The 14,403-nt window shown below is 72.6% G+C and carries 16 protein-coding genes; 9 read left to right on the forward strand and 7 right to left on the reverse strand.

What is annotated here, in order from left to right:
- The 3 genes from cydD to VIP82_RS01865 all read left to right on the forward strand — a co-directional run.
- Nucleotides 1-1,425, forward strand: a 1,425-nt coding sequence (gene cydD / locus VIP82_RS01855) for a thiol reductant ABC exporter subunit CydD (protein ID WP_331905599.1), incomplete at its 5' end; no start/stop codon positions are given.
- Nucleotides 1,422-3,113, forward strand: coding sequence for a thiol reductant ABC exporter subunit CydC (gene cydC, locus VIP82_RS01860; RefSeq protein WP_331905600.1), 1,692 nt, complete (start codon nucleotides 1,422-1,424; stop codon nucleotides 3,111-3,113). The genes cydD and cydC, both read left to right, overlap by 4 nt.
- A gap of 74 nt (nucleotides 3,114-3,187) precedes the next feature.
- Nucleotides 3,188-4,132 carry a capsular polysaccharide synthesis protein gene (locus VIP82_RS01865; RefSeq protein ID WP_331905601.1) on the forward strand — a complete coding sequence of 315 codons (945 nt, stop codon included), beginning with the start codon at nucleotides 3,188-3,190 and terminating at the stop codon, nucleotides 4,130-4,132.
- Nucleotides 4,133-4,178: 46 nt separating this feature from the next.
- Here VIP82_RS01865 and VIP82_RS01870 read toward each other — a convergent pair whose 3' ends face one another.
- From VIP82_RS01870 to VIP82_RS01895, 6 genes are all read right to left on the reverse strand, one after another.
- Complete coding sequence (locus VIP82_RS01870) at nucleotides 4,179-5,729, reverse strand: SDR family oxidoreductase (RefSeq protein ID WP_331905602.1); 1,551 nt, start codon at nucleotides 5,727-5,729, stop codon at nucleotides 4,179-4,181.
- Between the two features lie 66 nt (nucleotides 5,730-5,795).
- On the reverse strand, nucleotides 5,796-6,404 hold the full coding sequence (locus tag VIP82_RS01875; protein WP_331905603.1) for a GNAT family N-acetyltransferase: 609 nt from the start codon (nucleotides 6,402-6,404) through the stop codon (nucleotides 5,796-5,798).
- Nucleotides 6,401-7,558 (reverse strand): sulfate/molybdate ABC transporter ATP-binding protein, encoded by a 1,158-nt coding sequence (locus VIP82_RS01880; protein ID WP_331905604.1) that lies wholly within the window; start codon nucleotides 7,556-7,558, stop codon nucleotides 6,401-6,403. The genes VIP82_RS01875 and VIP82_RS01880 overlap by 4 nt, the downstream gene beginning before the upstream one ends.
- Nucleotides 7,555-8,388, reverse strand: coding sequence for an ABC transporter permease (locus VIP82_RS01885; protein ID WP_331905605.1), 834 nt, complete (start codon nucleotides 8,386-8,388; stop codon nucleotides 7,555-7,557). Before VIP82_RS01885 ends, VIP82_RS01880 begins: the two co-directional genes overlap by 4 nt.
- The gene (modA, locus tag VIP82_RS01890) at nucleotides 8,385-9,191 is read right to left on the reverse strand and encodes a molybdate ABC transporter substrate-binding protein (RefSeq protein ID WP_331905606.1); all 807 of its coding nucleotides are present in this window, start codon (nucleotides 9,189-9,191) and stop codon (nucleotides 8,385-8,387) included. The genes VIP82_RS01885 and modA overlap by 4 nt, the downstream gene beginning before the upstream one ends.
- A gap of 1 nt (nucleotide 9,192) precedes the next feature.
- Nucleotides 9,193-9,585 carry a TOBE domain-containing protein gene (locus tag VIP82_RS01895; RefSeq protein ID WP_331905607.1) on the reverse strand — a complete coding sequence of 131 codons (393 nt, stop codon included), beginning with the start codon at nucleotides 9,583-9,585 and terminating at the stop codon, nucleotides 9,193-9,195.
- Between the two features lie 91 nt (nucleotides 9,586-9,676).
- Between VIP82_RS01895 and VIP82_RS01900 the strand changes: the two genes are divergently transcribed.
- The 3 genes from VIP82_RS01900 (at nucleotide 9,677) to VIP82_RS01910 (ending at nucleotide 11,308) form a co-directional block, all read left to right on the forward strand.
- On the forward strand, nucleotides 9,677-10,534 hold the full coding sequence (locus VIP82_RS01900) for a PHP domain-containing protein (RefSeq protein ID WP_331905608.1): 858 nt from the start codon (nucleotides 9,677-9,679) through the stop codon (nucleotides 10,532-10,534).
- 44 nt (nucleotides 10,535-10,578) lie between these two features.
- Nucleotides 10,579-10,908 carry a nuclear transport factor 2 family protein gene (locus VIP82_RS01905; protein ID WP_331905609.1) on the forward strand — a complete coding sequence of 110 codons (330 nt, stop codon included), beginning with the start codon at nucleotides 10,579-10,581 and terminating at the stop codon, nucleotides 10,906-10,908.
- A gap of 112 nt (nucleotides 10,909-11,020) precedes the next feature.
- On the forward strand, nucleotides 11,021-11,308 hold the full coding sequence (locus VIP82_RS01910) for a DUF1905 domain-containing protein (protein WP_331905610.1): 288 nt from the start codon (nucleotides 11,021-11,023) through the stop codon (nucleotides 11,306-11,308).
- Nucleotides 11,309-11,325: 17 nt separating this feature from the next.
- On the opposite strand, the gene arfB is transcribed toward VIP82_RS01910, so the two are convergent.
- Nucleotides 11,326-11,763: an alternative ribosome rescue aminoacyl-tRNA hydrolase ArfB gene (gene arfB, locus VIP82_RS01915; protein WP_331905611.1), complete on the reverse strand. Its 438-nt coding sequence runs from the start codon at nucleotides 11,761-11,763 to the stop codon at nucleotides 11,326-11,328.
- Between the two features lie 120 nt (nucleotides 11,764-11,883).
- Between arfB and VIP82_RS01920 the strand changes: the two genes are divergently transcribed.
- The 3 genes from VIP82_RS01920 to VIP82_RS01930 form a co-directional block, all read left to right on the forward strand.
- Nucleotides 11,884-12,156, forward strand: a complete 273-nt coding sequence (locus VIP82_RS01920) for a hypothetical protein (protein ID WP_331905612.1) — start codon at nucleotides 11,884-11,886, stop codon at nucleotides 12,154-12,156.
- 182 nt (nucleotides 12,157-12,338) lie between these two features.
- A complete protein-coding gene (locus VIP82_RS01925; RefSeq protein WP_331905613.1) occupies nucleotides 12,339-13,538 on the forward strand; it encodes an NAD(P)/FAD-dependent oxidoreductase in 1,200 nt (399 codons plus the stop codon).
- 88 nt (nucleotides 13,539-13,626) lie between these two features.
- The coding region (locus VIP82_RS01930) for a HesA/MoeB/ThiF family protein (protein ID WP_331905614.1) at nucleotides 13,627-14,403 on the forward strand (777 nt) is incomplete at its 3' end.

The raw sequence follows: 14,403 nt of genomic DNA on the forward strand, positions 1-14,403 counted from the left end.
GTCGCCGCCCACGCCGCCGCGCGGGTGCAGACGCAGCTGCGCACGGCGCTCGTCGCGGCGATCGGCGCACTCGGGCCCGAGTGGCTCGGAGTCCGCAACTCCGCCGCGCTGGCGATCACCGCGGGGCGCGGTCTCGACGCCCTCGAGGCCTACTTCGGCCGCTACCTGCCGCAGCTGGTGCAGACGGTGGTGGCGACGCCGCTGATCGTCGCGGTGATGTGGTGGCAGGACTGGATCTCGGGGCTGACGGTCCTGCTGACCCTCCCCCTCATTCCGATCTTCATGGTGCTCATAGGTCTCGCGACGCGCTCCGTGCAGCAGCGGCAGTGGCAGACGCTGCAGCGTCTCGCGTCGCGCTTCGCCGACACCGTGCAGGGGCTGTCGACGCTCAAGGTCTTCGGCCGCCAGCATCGCGCGGCGGCGTCCATCGAGCGCGTCACCGACGACTACCGCCGCGAGACGATGCGCGTGCTGCGCGTGTCCTTCCTCTCGGGGTTCGCGCTGGAGTTCCTCGCGTCGATCTCGGTCGCGATCGTCGCCGTGTCCATCGGATTCCGGCTCATCGACGGGTCGCTCACCCTGGCCGTCGGCCTGTTCGTGCTGCTGCTGGCGCCCGAGGCGTATCTGCCGCTGCGGCAGGTGGGCGTGCAGTTCCACGCGGCGGCCGAGGGCATCGCCGCCACGGACGACGTGTTCGACGTGCTGGACGCGGCGCGGCGGCGCACGCCAACGCGTGCGGACGAGGTCGCCCGCCGTGCCGTGGACGACGAGTGGTCAGGCGCGTCCCGCGACGGAGTGCTCGTCCTGGACGGCGTGCGCGTACGACGCGGGGAACGCCAGCTGCAGCCCGTCGATCTGACGGCCGCCCCGGGGACCGTCACCCTCGTCGAGGGACCGAGCGGCGCCGGCAAGTCCAGCGTCTTGGCCGCCCTGCGCGGCGCAGCGGTCTTCGACGGCGCAGCGACCTGGAACGGCGTCGATGTGCGTGACCTCGCACCGGCCGCGTGGCTCGCGTGGGCGGGTCAGCGCCCCGGCCTGCTCGCCGGCACGATCGCCGACAACGTCAGCCTCGGCGACCCGGCGCCCGATGCCGAGATCGTGCGGCGCGCACTGGACCTCGCGTGCGCGGGAACCCTCGATCCCGCTGTCGAACTCGGCGTGCAGGGCGCCGGCCTCTCGGGCGGACAGGCTCAGCGCGTGGCCGTCGCCCGCGCGCTGTACCGGCACCTGCGCGGGAACGCGCCGGTGATCGCGCTCGACGAGCCGAGCTCGGCGCTGGATCCCGAGACCGAGGGGCGGCTGTGGCGGAGCGCCCGGACGCTCGCCGACGCCGGCGCGACGGTGCTCCTGGTCTCGCACCGCACCAGCGCCCGCGCGATCGCCGACGCCGTGATCCGTCTCGAGCCCGCCGAGGTGCACGCATGAGCGGGCGCGACGGCGCGGGCGGGTCCGTGAGCGCCACACAGGTGCTGCGCGGCGCGATGCCGCCGGCGCGGAGGTTCTGGTGGGCGCTGGCGGCCGGCTTCGCCTCGGAGGCATCGGCCGTGGCGCTGCTCGCAGTGAGCGCGTGGCTCATCGTGCGCGCGAGCGAGCAGCCGCCGGTGCTCTACCTGTCGGCGGCGGTGGTCGGCGTGCGGTTCTTCGCCATCGCGCGCGCCGCCTTCCGCTACCTCGAACGACTCACCGGCCATGATGCCGCGCTGCGGCAGCTCGCGTCGACCCGCGCCGACCTCGTGCGGCGGCTGGTGCCGCTGGCACCCGACGGGCTCACGCGCACCCGCCGCGGCTCGGTGCTCGGGGCGCTCGTGGACGACGTCGACGAACTGCAGAACCTTCCGCTGCGGGTCGTGCAGCCGCTCGTGTCGTCGGCCCTCGTGGCGGTCGGCGCCGTCGTGCTCGTGGCGTTCGTGTGGTGGCCGGCGGCGCTGACCCTGCTCGCCTGCCTCGTCGTCGCGGCGGCGATCGCGACGCTGTGGGGATGGATGTCGGGCGGGCGCGCCGAACGCGACATCGCACCGCTGCGGGCGGCCCTCGCCGACGCGGTGCTCGACCACATCGGCAGCCTCGAGGTGCTCGCCGCCTTCGGCGCCGAGGCGCAGAGCCGAGAGCGCATCGCCCGCGCCGACGCCGACCTTCGCCGCGCGGTGGTCCGCCGCTCCGGTGCCCAGGCCGGCACAGCCGCCCTCGTCTCGCTCCTGGCCGGTGCGGCCTCGATCACGGCGGTGCTGGCGGCTGCGCCGGGTGCGGCATCCGGCGCCCTTCCCGGCCCATCCCTCGCCGTGGTCGTGCTGGTGCCGATGGCGGTCTTCGAGGTGTTCGCGGCCGTCCCCATGGCGGCTTCCGCGTGGCGGCAGGTGCGGGCTTCGGCCGAGCGCGTCGCGGGCGCGCTGCCCGCGACGCCCCCGGCGGAGCTCGCGCCCGAGACCGTTGCGCCCACCGGTGAGGCTCCCGCGCTCGGCGACGGCATCCGCCTGCGCGCCGCAGAAGTTCGCTGGCCGGGTGCCGCGCAGGTCTCGCTGCACGACATCGACCTCGCGATCCGTCCGCGCGAGCGCGTCCTCGTCATGGGGGCGAGCGGCGCGGGCAAGAGCACGCTCGCCCACGCCCTGGTGCGGTTCCTCGACACCGACGGCCGCTACGACATCGGGAGCCGTTCGGTCCACGACCTGTCCCCTGACGACGTGCGGCTGACCGTCGGGCTGTGCGAGCAGCATCCGATGCTCTTCGACGAGGACATCCGGCAGAACCTGCTGTTCGCGCGCGATACGGCGACGGATGCCGAGCTCGAGGCGGCGCTCGCCCGCGTCGGGCTCGACGCCTGGCTGCGTGAGCGCGGCGGACTCGGCGCCCGCGTCGGTGAACGAGGCGCCCTCGTCTCGGGCGGTCAGGCGCAGCGCATCGCGCTGGCCCGGGCGCTGCTGCGCGGATTCCCCGTGCTGGTGCTCGACGAGCCGACCGCCGGCGTCGACCCCGAGGCATCCGATCGGCTGCTCGTCGACCTGTTGAGCGCGGTGCGCGACGACCAGGCGGTGGTGCTGATCTCGCACGTCGCCGTACCCGACGGGCTCGTCGACCGTGTGGTGCGCCTCGAGGACGGCCGCATCCCGGTGTGACGGATGCGGCCGGTCGCGTATCCCGACGCCACGGGATCCACACGGTCCAGCGGACCACGCCCTAGGCTCTGACCGTGAGCGACGGCATCCCGAACCCGTTCGAGGGTCTCGAGGCGCAGCTGAAGCGCGCCGACCGGTTCCGTGACAGCGTCGACCCGGTGGCCGCGATCGCCGCGTACCGCACGTTCACCGAGTTCCTCCGCCCGCGCCTGCCCGAGCTGCGGATCGCCGCCGGCCTGCCGGAGCACGCCGGCACGCGCAAGGACGGCAGGCTCCTCGCGCACCGCGACGGCGGACGCGTCGATCCGTCGGCGCTGAACCTCTACACGTTCTGGAACTCGCCGCTGGACGCCGCGCCCCCGCTCGTGCAGGCCTGCGTCGGCGAGATGTCCCGCCTCCACGACGACCTCCCGACACCGCTGACCGTGCTCGACGGCACGTCGGCGCGCGAGCTCGTGGAGATCCCGGATGCCGTGGCCGCCGCCCTCGAGAAGGATCACCCCGCGCACTTCTCGGACTTCGTCCGCATCAGCGTGCTCGATCGTCTCGGCGGCATCTGGGTCGACGCCACCTGCTGGGCGCCCGCCCCGCTCCCCCAGGCGGTCGCACCTCTGCTCACCGCCCGTGCCCTGTATCCCCGCTGGACCCGCCGCCAGATCGGCAACTGGTTCATCGCCGCCGTGCCGGCGACCCCGCTCATCCGCCTGCAGCGGCTCGCGCTGCAGGCCTGGTGGGAGTCGGGCGGCGGCATCCCGGACTACTTCCTCTACCACCGCATCTTCGAGGTGCTCCTCGATCTCGTGCCTGAGTTCCACGGACAATGGGAGGCCGCGCCCCCGCTGTCGAGTGCCGCCAGCCACCTGCTGCAGCTCGGCATGATGCAGCCGTGGGACCCCGACGCGCTCCGCTTCGTCGCAGGGGCGTCGATCGTGCAGAAGCTCAGCTACAAGTACGACGCGGTGCCACCGGGCTCGGTGCTGGATCGCCTCGTGTCGCACCACCCGATCCTCACGGCCTGACGCGCCCTGCCGTCCTCACGGCGTGACGCACCACCCGCCACACGGATCAGGCCGCGTCGGCGCCACCGCTCGCCGCGGCGGTCGCCGTGATGCGCCGTGCCATCCCCGCGAAGATGAACCCGTGGAACGGCAGGACGGCGAGCCAGTACAGTCGTCCCGCCAGTCCCCGCGGGAAGAACACCGCGCGCTGGTCGTAGCGTGAGCCGCCGCGCTCCTCGTCGGCCGACGCGCGCAGCTCGAGCCAGGCGAGACCCGGGACCTTCATCTCGGCCCGGAGGCGCAGCATCCGTCCCGGTTCCAGCGCTTCGACCCGCCAGAAGTCGAGCGCATCGCCCACCGCGAGCCGGTCACGGCTGCGTCGCCCGCGCGCGAGCCCGATGCCCCCGACGAGACGATCCATCCAGCCGCGCACCGCCCACAGCAGCGGCGACGAGTACCACCCGTTCTCTCCGCCGATCCCCACGATGACGCGCCACAGCGCATCGGGAGATGCCGGGGTGTGTGCCGCGCGGACGTCGCTGAACACCACGCGACCCGCCCAGTCGGGGTCGTTCGGCAGCGGGTCGCTCGGGGCGTCGAGCACGCCGGCATCCTGCCAGCTGGTCTCGATCGCGTCGGTCTCGAGCTTGCCCAGCGCCAGCCGCACCGCCGTGCGGTACGGGGTGAGACCGCCCTCCGGTGGCGGGATGAGCTCGTCGATCCCGTGGTCCTTCACGATGCACTCGTTCTGGAGCGACTCGACGAGCGGTCGCGCGATCGCGCGCGGAATCGGCGTCACGAGGTTCACCCAGTGCGAGGCCAGTCGTGGCGTCAGCACCGGGAGCGCGGCGATCGCGCGCTGGCGCAACCCGGCCTCGACGGCGTAGCCGTTCATCATCTGCCCGTACCGCAGCACGTCGGGGCCCCCGACGTCGACGGCGCGGTTCACGTCGGCCGGCAGCCGTGCGGCGCCGAGCAGGTAGTGCAGCACGTCGCGCACGGCGATGGGCTGGATGCGGTTGCGCACCCACCTCGGCGCGGGCATGTACGGCAGCACCTCGGTGAGATGGCGCACCATCTCGAACGACGCCGACCCCGACCCGATCACGACGCCCGCCTGCAGCACGATCGTCGGGACGCCGCTCTCGAGGAACGTCCGCCCGACCTCGACACGCGACTGCAGGTGCGGCGAGAGCGTCACCCCGGTCGGGTGCAGACCGCCGAGATACACGATGCGACCCACGGATGCCGCGGCCGCCGCGTTCGTGACCGTCTCGGCAGCGCGCCGGTCGGTGTCGGCGAACCGCCTGCCGCCCGACATCGAGTGGACGAGGTAGAAGACCACGTCGACGTCGCGCACGGCCTCGCCGACCGCGCGTTCGTCGGCTGCGTCGCCGCGGACGATCTCGACACGCTCGCCCCACGGGAACGCCGCCGCCCGCGCGGGGTCGCGCGCCAGGACACGGACCTCGTAGCCGGCATTCAGCAGCCGCGGCACCAGCCGCCCGCCGATGTACCCCGTCGCCCCGAGCACGAGCGCGCGCGGCGCCGTGCCGTCAGGGCGCGGCAGCGCTAGCAGTGCCGGCTCACGGCCGGTCGGCGCCGAGACATCGTCCACGGGGGCAGACTACGCGCGCACGCCCCGCACCCGGATGGGTTGACGCGGGGCCGGCCGTCGCGTAGTTCAGAGGCGCGTCGCGAAGACCTGCGTGCCCGCGGGCGACGGGAGCGGCTCGAATCCGACGCGGGGATAGAACGCGATGGCGCCGGTGTTGTCGGCCGAAGCCACCAGGTGAAGGCCGGTCACCCCCGCCTCTCGAAGGGCTGCTTCGAGCGTCTCGATGAGCCGGCGGCCGAGGCCCTGGCCCTGCGTCTCGGGCAGCAGGTCGATGTGCAGGTGCGCCGGGTACTCGTCGCCGAACGGCTGGGCACCACCCGCGCGGGAATACGCGTAGCGGAGGATGCCGTCCTGCCGCGAGGCGGTGGCCGTCTGACCGCCCTGCGGTCGCGGCCAGCGCTCGGCGTGCCGCGGCCACCACTCGGTCGCGAACCACTCCTCGAACGCCGCGGAGTCGGGGGCACCCACGGTGTAGCCGACAACGCGGCCGTCGTCCGCTTCGACCACGAAGGCGAACTCGGGGTGACGCGCCACGTAGGGCAGGACGAAGATCTCGGCCCAGAGATCGTCGTCGTCGAGGATGCCTGTGGCGTCGGCTCCGGCATCCGCTGTCTTCAGGCAGATGTCGACGAGAGCGGGTTCGTCACCGGGGCGGAAGGGGCGGATACGCGTCACCGGGCGAGTCTATGAGAAACGTCCTGGATCGCGGCGACGAAGCGCACGTCGGCTGGATCCAGTCGCAGCGCGACCGTCTCGTTCGCGGCCAGACCTGCCGCGCGGTCCGCCGCGACATCGACGGCGACATCAGGATGGGCGGTGCGCACACGGACGCCGGCGGGCGTCTGCTCGAGCCGCACGATGCGTGCGGTCCACTCACCCGGCTCGCGCACCGGTCCGTCGATGATCCGCACGTCGCCCGGGCGGAACACCGCGGCGCTCGGGCCCGCGGGGTGCGCCGGGCAGGGCAGCACGAGGCCTCCGGCGCGCCAGGTCGCGGGTGCCGGTGCGTCGGACCCCTCGCGCGGCCCGTGCGCAGTCTCCGCCGTTCCGACGACGCGGTTGAGTCCCGCCACCGCGGCGGCGAACCGGGTCGCCGGAGAGGCGAGCACCTCGCGCACCGGCCCGGTCTGCGTGACGCGGCCGTCTTCGAGCACGACGAGGCGGCTCGCGAGCGCGACCGCGTCGACCGCATCGTGGGTCGCGACGACGGCCGTCGTGTGCGTCGCCGCGATCTGCTGGTGCAGCAGGGCGCGCACGTCGCCGGCGGTCTCGGTGTCGAGCGACGTGAGCGGCTCGTCGAGCAGGATCGCAGCGGGCGACGTCGCGAGCGCCCGCGCCAGCGCGACGCGCTGCTGCTGCCCGCCCGACAGCTGCGCGGGCCGCCGTTCGCCGAGGCCCTCCAGCCCGACACGTCGAAGCCAATTCGCGGCTCCGGCCGCCGCCGCGGTCTTCGTGGCGCCGTGCACGCGCAGCCCGAACGCCACGTTGTCGTGCGCGCTGAGATGCGGGAACAGGCGCGGATCCTGCCCGAGCAGCACGACCCCGCGCGCCGCCGGCGCCGTGCGGCGCGCGGTGGAGCCGTCAGAGGCGCGCCAGTCGAGCAGCCGGCCGTGCAGCCGGACCTCGCCCTCGTCGAACCCCGTCAGGCCGGCGAGGACGCCGAGCAGCGTCGACTTGCCGGCGCCGCTCGGGCCCATGAGGGCGACGACCTCGCCCGCCGGCACGCGCAGGGCCACGTCCAGCGCGAACCCGCCGCGATCCACGCGGACGCGGGCCTCGAGTCCCTTCGCGGCGACGGTGGCGGCATCGTCGTCCGCCGCAGCGCTCATCGCGGGGCCTCCGCGCGCCAGGCGCGCACGAGCAGCAGCACGCCGACGGCGGTGACGAGCAGCAGCAGCGAGAGAGCCACCGCGGTTCCCTGCGAGACGCCGGCGCCGTTGAACGCCGTGTAGATCGCGAGCGGCATGGTCTGCGTCACGCCGGGAGCGTTTCCGGCGAAGAGGGCCGTCGCACCGAACTCGCCGATCGCGCGGGCGAAGCACAGCACGATGCCCGCGACGAGGCCGGGTGCCGCGAGCGGCAGGGTCACGCGGGCGAGGATCGTCCATCGTCCCGCGCCCAGGCCCGCCGCCGCCTGCTCGAAACCGGTGCCGGTGGAGCGCAACGCTCCTTCGAGCGCGAGCACGAGGAACGGCAGAGCGACGAAGGTCTGCGCCAGGACCACGGCGGTGGTGGTGAACGGGATGCGGATGCCCCACTCCGCGAGGATCCCGCCCAGCCAGCTGGTGCGGCCGAACAGGAACAGCATCGCGACCCCGCCGACCATCGGCGGCAGCACGAGCGGCACCGTCACGAGGGCCCGCAGCACCGCTGCCGTCCGCACCGTGCTCCGGGCGATGAGGAGCGCGAGCGGCACGCCGAGGACCACGCAGACGAGCGTGGCGACGGCGCCGGTGGCCAGCGAGAGGCCGAGCGCCGACAGCGCCTGCGGCGAGGTGACGTCTGTCCACAGCGTCGACCATTCCACGCGCAGCACGAGGGCGCCGAGGGGCAGCACGAGCAGAGCGAGCCCGATCACGGCCGGCACGGCGAGAACGCGCGGCACGAATCCGGCGCGCTCCTCGTGCGTACGCACATCGCGTGCCGCGGCGACCGTCACGGCGCTCCGAATCCGAGAGCCGAGAGCACGCGTCGGCCCTCGTCGCCGAGCACGAACGCGACGAACGCGTCAGCCGCCTCCGGGTTCGCGCCATCGTTCAGCGCGACGACCGGATACCGGTTCACGACGTCGTCGGCGCCCGGCACGTCGATCGCGTCGACGGCACTCGTGGTCGAGGCATCCGTCACGTACACCAGCCCCGCGTCGGCCTCTCCGGCTGCGACCTTCGTGAGGACGGCGGTGACGTTCTGCTCGTAGCTGTCGACGCTCGGCTCGACGCCGGCGCTCGAGAGGAGCGTCGCGGATGCCGCCCCGCACGGCACCTCGGCGGCGCACAGCACCACGGTCCGGTCGGGAGCCGAGAGGTCGTCGAGGTCGTCGATCCCACCGCGATTGCCCGCGGGGACCACGAGCGTCAGCGTGTTCGTCGCGAAAAGCTCGGGATCGCTCGCGAGGCCCGCGTCGACGACCTTCTGCATGTTCGGCTCGTCCGCGGACGCGAAGACATCGGCGGGGGCTCCCTCGATGATCTGCGTCGCCAGGGTGGACGAGCCGTCGTAGGTGACGGGCCGTACGTGGAGTGACGGATGCCGCTGCGCGAACTGCGTCGCCAGCTCGTCGAACGCCGCCTGCAGCGACGCGGCCGCGTACACCGTCAGTTCTCCGGTCAGCTCGGGCTCCGCCGCGGTCGTCGCCGGCGATGTGGCGTCAGGATCCCGGTCGACGCCCGTGGCGCAGCCGGCGAGTCCGAGCACGAGAGCGGCAAGGACCGCTGCGGCGCGAATGGTGGCCCCGTGGGGCACGTCAGGCCTTCGGGGTCTCGACGATGACCGTGGTCGCCTTGACCACGGCGACGGCGAGCGAGCCGGGTTCGAGGCCCAGCTCGCGCACCGCCTCGGACGACATGAGCGAGACCACGCGGTGCGGACCGGACTGGATGTCGACCTGAGCCATGACGCCGTCGATCTGCACCCGTGTGACGAGCCCGACGAAGCGGTTGCGTGCACTCGAGAGCACGTCGGCAGGATCGCCGGGCGCTGCGGCCAGCTCGACGGCGCGGGCGGCGAGCGCGTCGCCCGGGATCTCGACGGGCGATGCCCCCGTCGTCGGCAGCGTGCCCGCATCGATCCACCGGCGGACGGTGTCGTCGCTCACCGCGAGCAGCCGCGCCGCCTCGGAGATCTTGTAGCTCGCCATAACGCCACGCTATCACCGCGCATGCGGTTTCTGCGCGCTGTTTTCGCCGCACGCGCGGTTGCTGGGTTCGGCCGGGAGTACTCTCGGCGAGATGACGGCGACTCTTCCCGCCGATGCCCACGTGCACAGCGAGTGGTCGTGGGACTGCGGCTCGGATCCGGCCTCGCAAGGCTCGATGGTCCGCACCTGCGAACGTGCGGTCCGGATCGGACTCCCGGCGATCGTGTTCACCGAGCACCTCGACTTCGAGCACCACTGGAGAGTCGACGACGGCGACATCGGAGAGCACGCGCAGAAGTACGTCGACGAGAGCGGGCATGTGCGCTTGCCCCCGTTCGACGTCGAGGGCTATCTCACGGCGATCGAACGATGCCGCCATTCCTTCCCCGCACTGCGCATCCTCACGGGCGTCGAGTTCGGACAACCCCACCTCCGCGACGCGCACGCCGCCGATCTGCTCTCCAGCGGGACGTTCGATCGGGTCAACGGGTCGCTCCACATGCTCCCCTTCGACAGCGTCGACCGCACCGAGCCGACCACGTTGTACCGCCACCTGCCGGCGGACGACGTGATGTGGAGCTACCTCGAGGAGATCCCGCGCATGGTTGCCGGGTCGGAGTCGTTCGCGGTGTTCACTCACATCGACTACGCCGTGCGCTCCTGGCCGGTCACTGCCGCGGGCCCCTTCGACCCGCGCAGGTTCGAGGGCGGGTTCCGGGCCGCGATGCGCGCGATCGCGGCGTCGGAACGCGCCCTCGAGATGAACACCCGGCGGCTCTGGCCGTGGATCCCACAGTGGTGGGCGGAGGAAGGCGGGCGCGCGGTCACCTTCGGCAGCGACGCCCACGGACCCGACATGCTCGCCGCACACTTCCCAGAGGCGACGGCGATGCTCGAGCACTTCGGATTCCGACCAGGCGCCCGTCCCGAGGACTTCTGGATCCGCTGATCCTGGGAAGGGCGCTCCCTGCGATACGGGTGCAAGATCGGAGCATGGCACTCATCCCCGCTCCCATCTCGGCTTTCATCGACGCCACGAACGCCGGCGACTCCGAGGCCTTCGTCGCGGCCTTCACCGAGGACGGCTCGCTCGACGACTGGGGCCGCGTGGCGCACGGGCACGACGGCATCCGAGAGTGGGACCGCACCGACAACATCGGCAAGCAGTCGCACTTCGAGCTCGTCGACATCGCTGAGGAGTCGGCGCCGGATACCTACCTCGTGCATCTGGCGGTGACCGGGAACGGGTTCAACGGCACCAGCCCCTTCCGCTTCACCTTGCGTGACGGCCTGATCCACAGCGTGGTCATCGTTCCCGATTGAGCTGCTGACTCCGATGCCTGTCGATCGGGACGGCGTTCGATCGTCATCCCAGTGAACGGCCGCCGCCGGGGCCATACTCTTCACAACTGCGGCGGCTGAGATGGGAGCCATCATGTCGGACAAGACCGGGACCTTGGACATCCGCTTCACCGCCACCCTGGGCAAAGCGCAGCCGGGAGACACCTGGACCTGCGTGAAGCTGCCCGACTCCGCCACGATCTTCGGCACCCGCGGACTCGTCAAAGTGGCGGGCACCGTGGACGGGCATCCGTTCGAGGGCGCGTTCATGGCACTGGGCGACGGGACGCACAAGCTCCCGATCAACGCCGAGGTCCGAAAGGCGATCGGCAAGACCGACGGCGACTCCGTCGACATCCACCTCACCCGGCGCCGCTCCTAGTGCCGGCGCCGGCGCCGTCAGTCGGCCGGTGGGCGGCGCAGCCGCTTGACGTCGGTGCGCCGCTTCTTCGCGCCCAGGCGCCGCTCCTTGGCGCCCCGGGTCGGGCTCGTCGGTCGTCGCGACGGCGAAGGCGGCCGTAGCGCGTCGGCGACGACGGCGGCGAGTCGTGCACGCGCGGCATCCCGGTTGCGAAGTTGCGCGCGATGCTCGGATGCCGCGATCGTCAGCACTCCGTCGACGAGGCGGGCGCTCAGCCGCGCGAGCAGTCTCTCGCGCTGATGCGGCGACAGCGCGGCAGAGCGGGACACATCCCAGACCAGCTCCGCCCGCGAGTCGGCGGTGTTCACCCCCTGCCCGCCGGGGCCGGACGAGCGCGAGAACCGCCAGGTCAGCTCGGACTCGGGGATGGTGAGCCCCGAGCCCACCCGGAGGCCGGGGCGGTGGGCAGCGGGCATGGATCCATCATCCTCTTGCGTGCAGCGCGTCGTCGCAGGGTCGTTGCGCAGCGTCGTGCCGGCGCCTCCAGCGTCGGTACCGGAGCTTCCGGCGGGCTGACGGGTCGATAGGGTCAGAAGATGGCGCAGCCGAGCGGCAAGGAACTCGCGGGGTGGGTGACCGCGGGAGTTCTCCTCCTCGCGGGTGCGGTCGCGATCGTCATCGGGGCTTCGACGCCCGCATCCTTCGGCTGGTTCGCGTACCAGCCGCTCGCCGATGTCGCCTACGCGCCGGGCGGGGACTTCGTGTTCGTCTCCCGCGTCACGATCTTCGGGTTCGTGGCGTTGAGCCTCGGGCTCATCACGCTCGCGTTCGTCGGCGGCTGGCGTCTGGCCCAGCGATCCTCTGACTGAGCCCACGTCGGGGCGTTTTCCGGTCCCCCGACGGGACCGACCCGGCATCTTCGTGTGACTGCAGCCCCCTGCGCAAGCCCCCTCGCTACCTGCGGGTGCCTGCCTAATCTCGCCTGCAGGGAGATCTCAGACGCGACAGCCGCCGATCGCGGTCGCGGGTGTCGCCATCCGAGGGAGGGAAAATGTCCGAGCAGCAGGCGCACCATCAGGTGCTGGTGATCGGCGGGGGCAACGGCGGCATCTCGGTCGCCGCGCGACTGCGCCGCTCCGGCGTCGACGACATCGCCATCATCGAGCCGCGCGAGGAGCACCTGTACAAGCCGCTGTTCTCGCATGTCGCCGGCGGCACCGCACGCGCCAGCGTCACCGTCCGCCCGCAGCGGGAGGTGATGCCCAAAGGGGTGGAGTGGATCCCGGATGCCGTCACCGCCGTCCAGCCCGACGCGAACGCCGTCGTGCTCGAGAGCGGTGACCGCGTCACCTTCGACCAGCTCATCGTGTGTCCGGGCATCCAGCTCGACTGGGGTCGCGTGCCGGGACTGGCCGAGGCGATGCAGACGCCGGCGGCGGCATCCCATTACGAATTCCAGCTGGCGCAGAAGGCGTCGCTGCTTCTGCGCGACCTGAAGGAGGGCACGGTCGTGTTCACCCAGCCCGACGGGCCCGCCTCCTGCGCGGGCGCCGCACAGAAGCCGATGTATCAGGCGTGCGACTACTGGCGCGCCACGGGGGTGCTGGACAGGATCCGGGTCGTGATGGTGGTGCCGACCGAGACCGCGTTCCTGCCGCCGTTCGATCGCGAGCTCGAGCGCAAGATCGAGGAGTACGGCATCGAGCTGCGCACCCGCTCGGTGCTCCTCCGCGTGGACTCCGCGGCCCAGGAGGTCGTGATCGGCGGCCCGGACGGGCCCGAGCATCTGCACTACGACGTGCTCAACGTCGAACCGCCGCAATCCGCACCGGATTGGCTCAAGGCGTCGGTGCTGCCGGCGCCGGGCTCGTCGGGAGGGTTCGTGGAGGTCGATCCGCGGACGCTGCGGCATCCGCGATTCCCCCATGTGTGGGCTCTCGGCGACGCCGCGGCCACCACCAACTCGAAGTGCGGGGGCGCGCTGCGCAAGCAGACGTGGGTGCTGGCCAAGAACCTCACGAGGGTGCTCCGCGGAAAGGAGCCGAAGGCACGGTACGACGGCTACGCGGTGTGCCCGTTCACGGTCTCGCGGTCGACGGTCGTGTGGGCGGAATTCGACGACACGGGCACGCAGAAGCCGACCATCCCGTTCTTCCGGCGGATGTACCGGGAGAGCCGGCTGTCGTGGATCTTCGACCGGCATGTTCTGCCCTGGGTGTACTGGAACCTCATCCTGACCGGGCGCGTCTGACCCTGCCCGCCCCGACCGTCGTCGGCGCGTCCGACATGATCGGGCGGGCGGCGCCCGACCCCCGATGCGCGCGGCGTAGCCTGTCGATATGGCCTTTCCCCCACTCGTCGAGCCCCTCGCCGAGCTGAGCGATTCCGAACGCACGCGCACCGCGCGGCACCGCGTGCTCGCCGGCTTCGGCGATGTCGCGCAGCGCCGCCTCGCCGCCGCCCACGTCGCTGTCGTCGGTGCGGGGGGCCTCGGCTCCCCCGCCGTGCTGGCGCTGACGGCCGCCGGGGTCGGCACCCTCACGGTGATCGACGACGACCTGGTCGAGGCATCCAACCTCCAACGGCAGGTGATGCACCGTGTGGGCGACGTCGGTGCCGCCAAGGTGGAGTCCGCCGTGCGCATCGCCGCCGACCTCTCGCCCACCACCCTCGTGCGGCCGGTGCAGGCCGTACTCACGCCCGCCAATGCCCGTGACCTGCTCGCCGGCGCGCACGTCGTCATCGACGGCACCGACACGTTCGAGACCCGCGAGGCCGTGGCCGCCGCATGCGAGGACCTCGGCGTTCCGCTCGTGTGGGGCGTCGTGCAGGAGTTCCACGCGCAGGCGACGGTCTTCTGGTCGGCGCCGCCCGCCGGCGTGGTGCCCGTCCGCCTCGCCGATCTCTACCCGCCGGATGCCGGACGCGAGGCCCCGACCTGCGCACAGGTCGGCGTGCTCGGCGCCCTCTGCCTGCAGGTCGGTGCACTCCTGGCCACCGAGGCCATCAAGCTCATCACGGGCGTCGGCGACCCGCTGCTCGGACGCGTGCTGGTGATCGACGCCCTCCGCGGCCGCACCGACGAGGTGCCGCTGCGTCCCGCGGAAGTCCGTTCG

The sequence above is a fragment of the Microbacterium sp. genome, assembly GCF_036566905.1.
Lineage (GTDB): Bacteria > Actinomycetota > Actinomycetes > Actinomycetales > Microbacteriaceae > Microbacterium.

Bases quoted from the DNA above. Each gene is read 5' to 3' on its own strand.
- cydC (WP_331905600.1), top strand. From the start codon at position 1,422: ATGAGCGGGCGCGACGGCGCGGGCGGGTCCGTGAGCGCCACACAGGTG.
- VIP82_RS01880 (WP_331905604.1), bottom strand. From the start codon at position 7,558: ATGAGCGCTGCGGCGGACGACGATGCCGCCACCGTCGCCGCGAAGGGA.
- VIP82_RS01895 (WP_331905607.1), bottom strand. From the start codon at position 9,585: ATGGCGAGCTACAAGATCTCCGAGGCGGCGCGGCTGCTCGCGGTGAGC.
- VIP82_RS01900 (WP_331905608.1), top strand. From the start codon at position 9,677: ATGACGGCGACTCTTCCCGCCGATGCCCACGTGCACAGCGAGTGGTCG.
- VIP82_RS01905 (WP_331905609.1), top strand. From the start codon at position 10,579: ATGGCACTCATCCCCGCTCCCATCTCGGCTTTCATCGACGCCACGAAC.
- VIP82_RS01910 (WP_331905610.1), top strand. From the start codon at position 11,021: ATGTCGGACAAGACCGGGACCTTGGACATCCGCTTCACCGCCACCCTG.
- arfB (WP_331905611.1), bottom strand. From the start codon at position 11,763: ATGCCCGCTGCCCACCGCCCCGGCCTCCGGGTGGGCTCGGGGCTCACC.
- VIP82_RS01920 (WP_331905612.1), top strand. From the start codon at position 11,884: ATGGCGCAGCCGAGCGGCAAGGAACTCGCGGGGTGGGTGACCGCGGGA.
- VIP82_RS01925 (WP_331905613.1), top strand. From the start codon at position 12,339: ATGTCCGAGCAGCAGGCGCACCATCAGGTGCTGGTGATCGGCGGGGGC.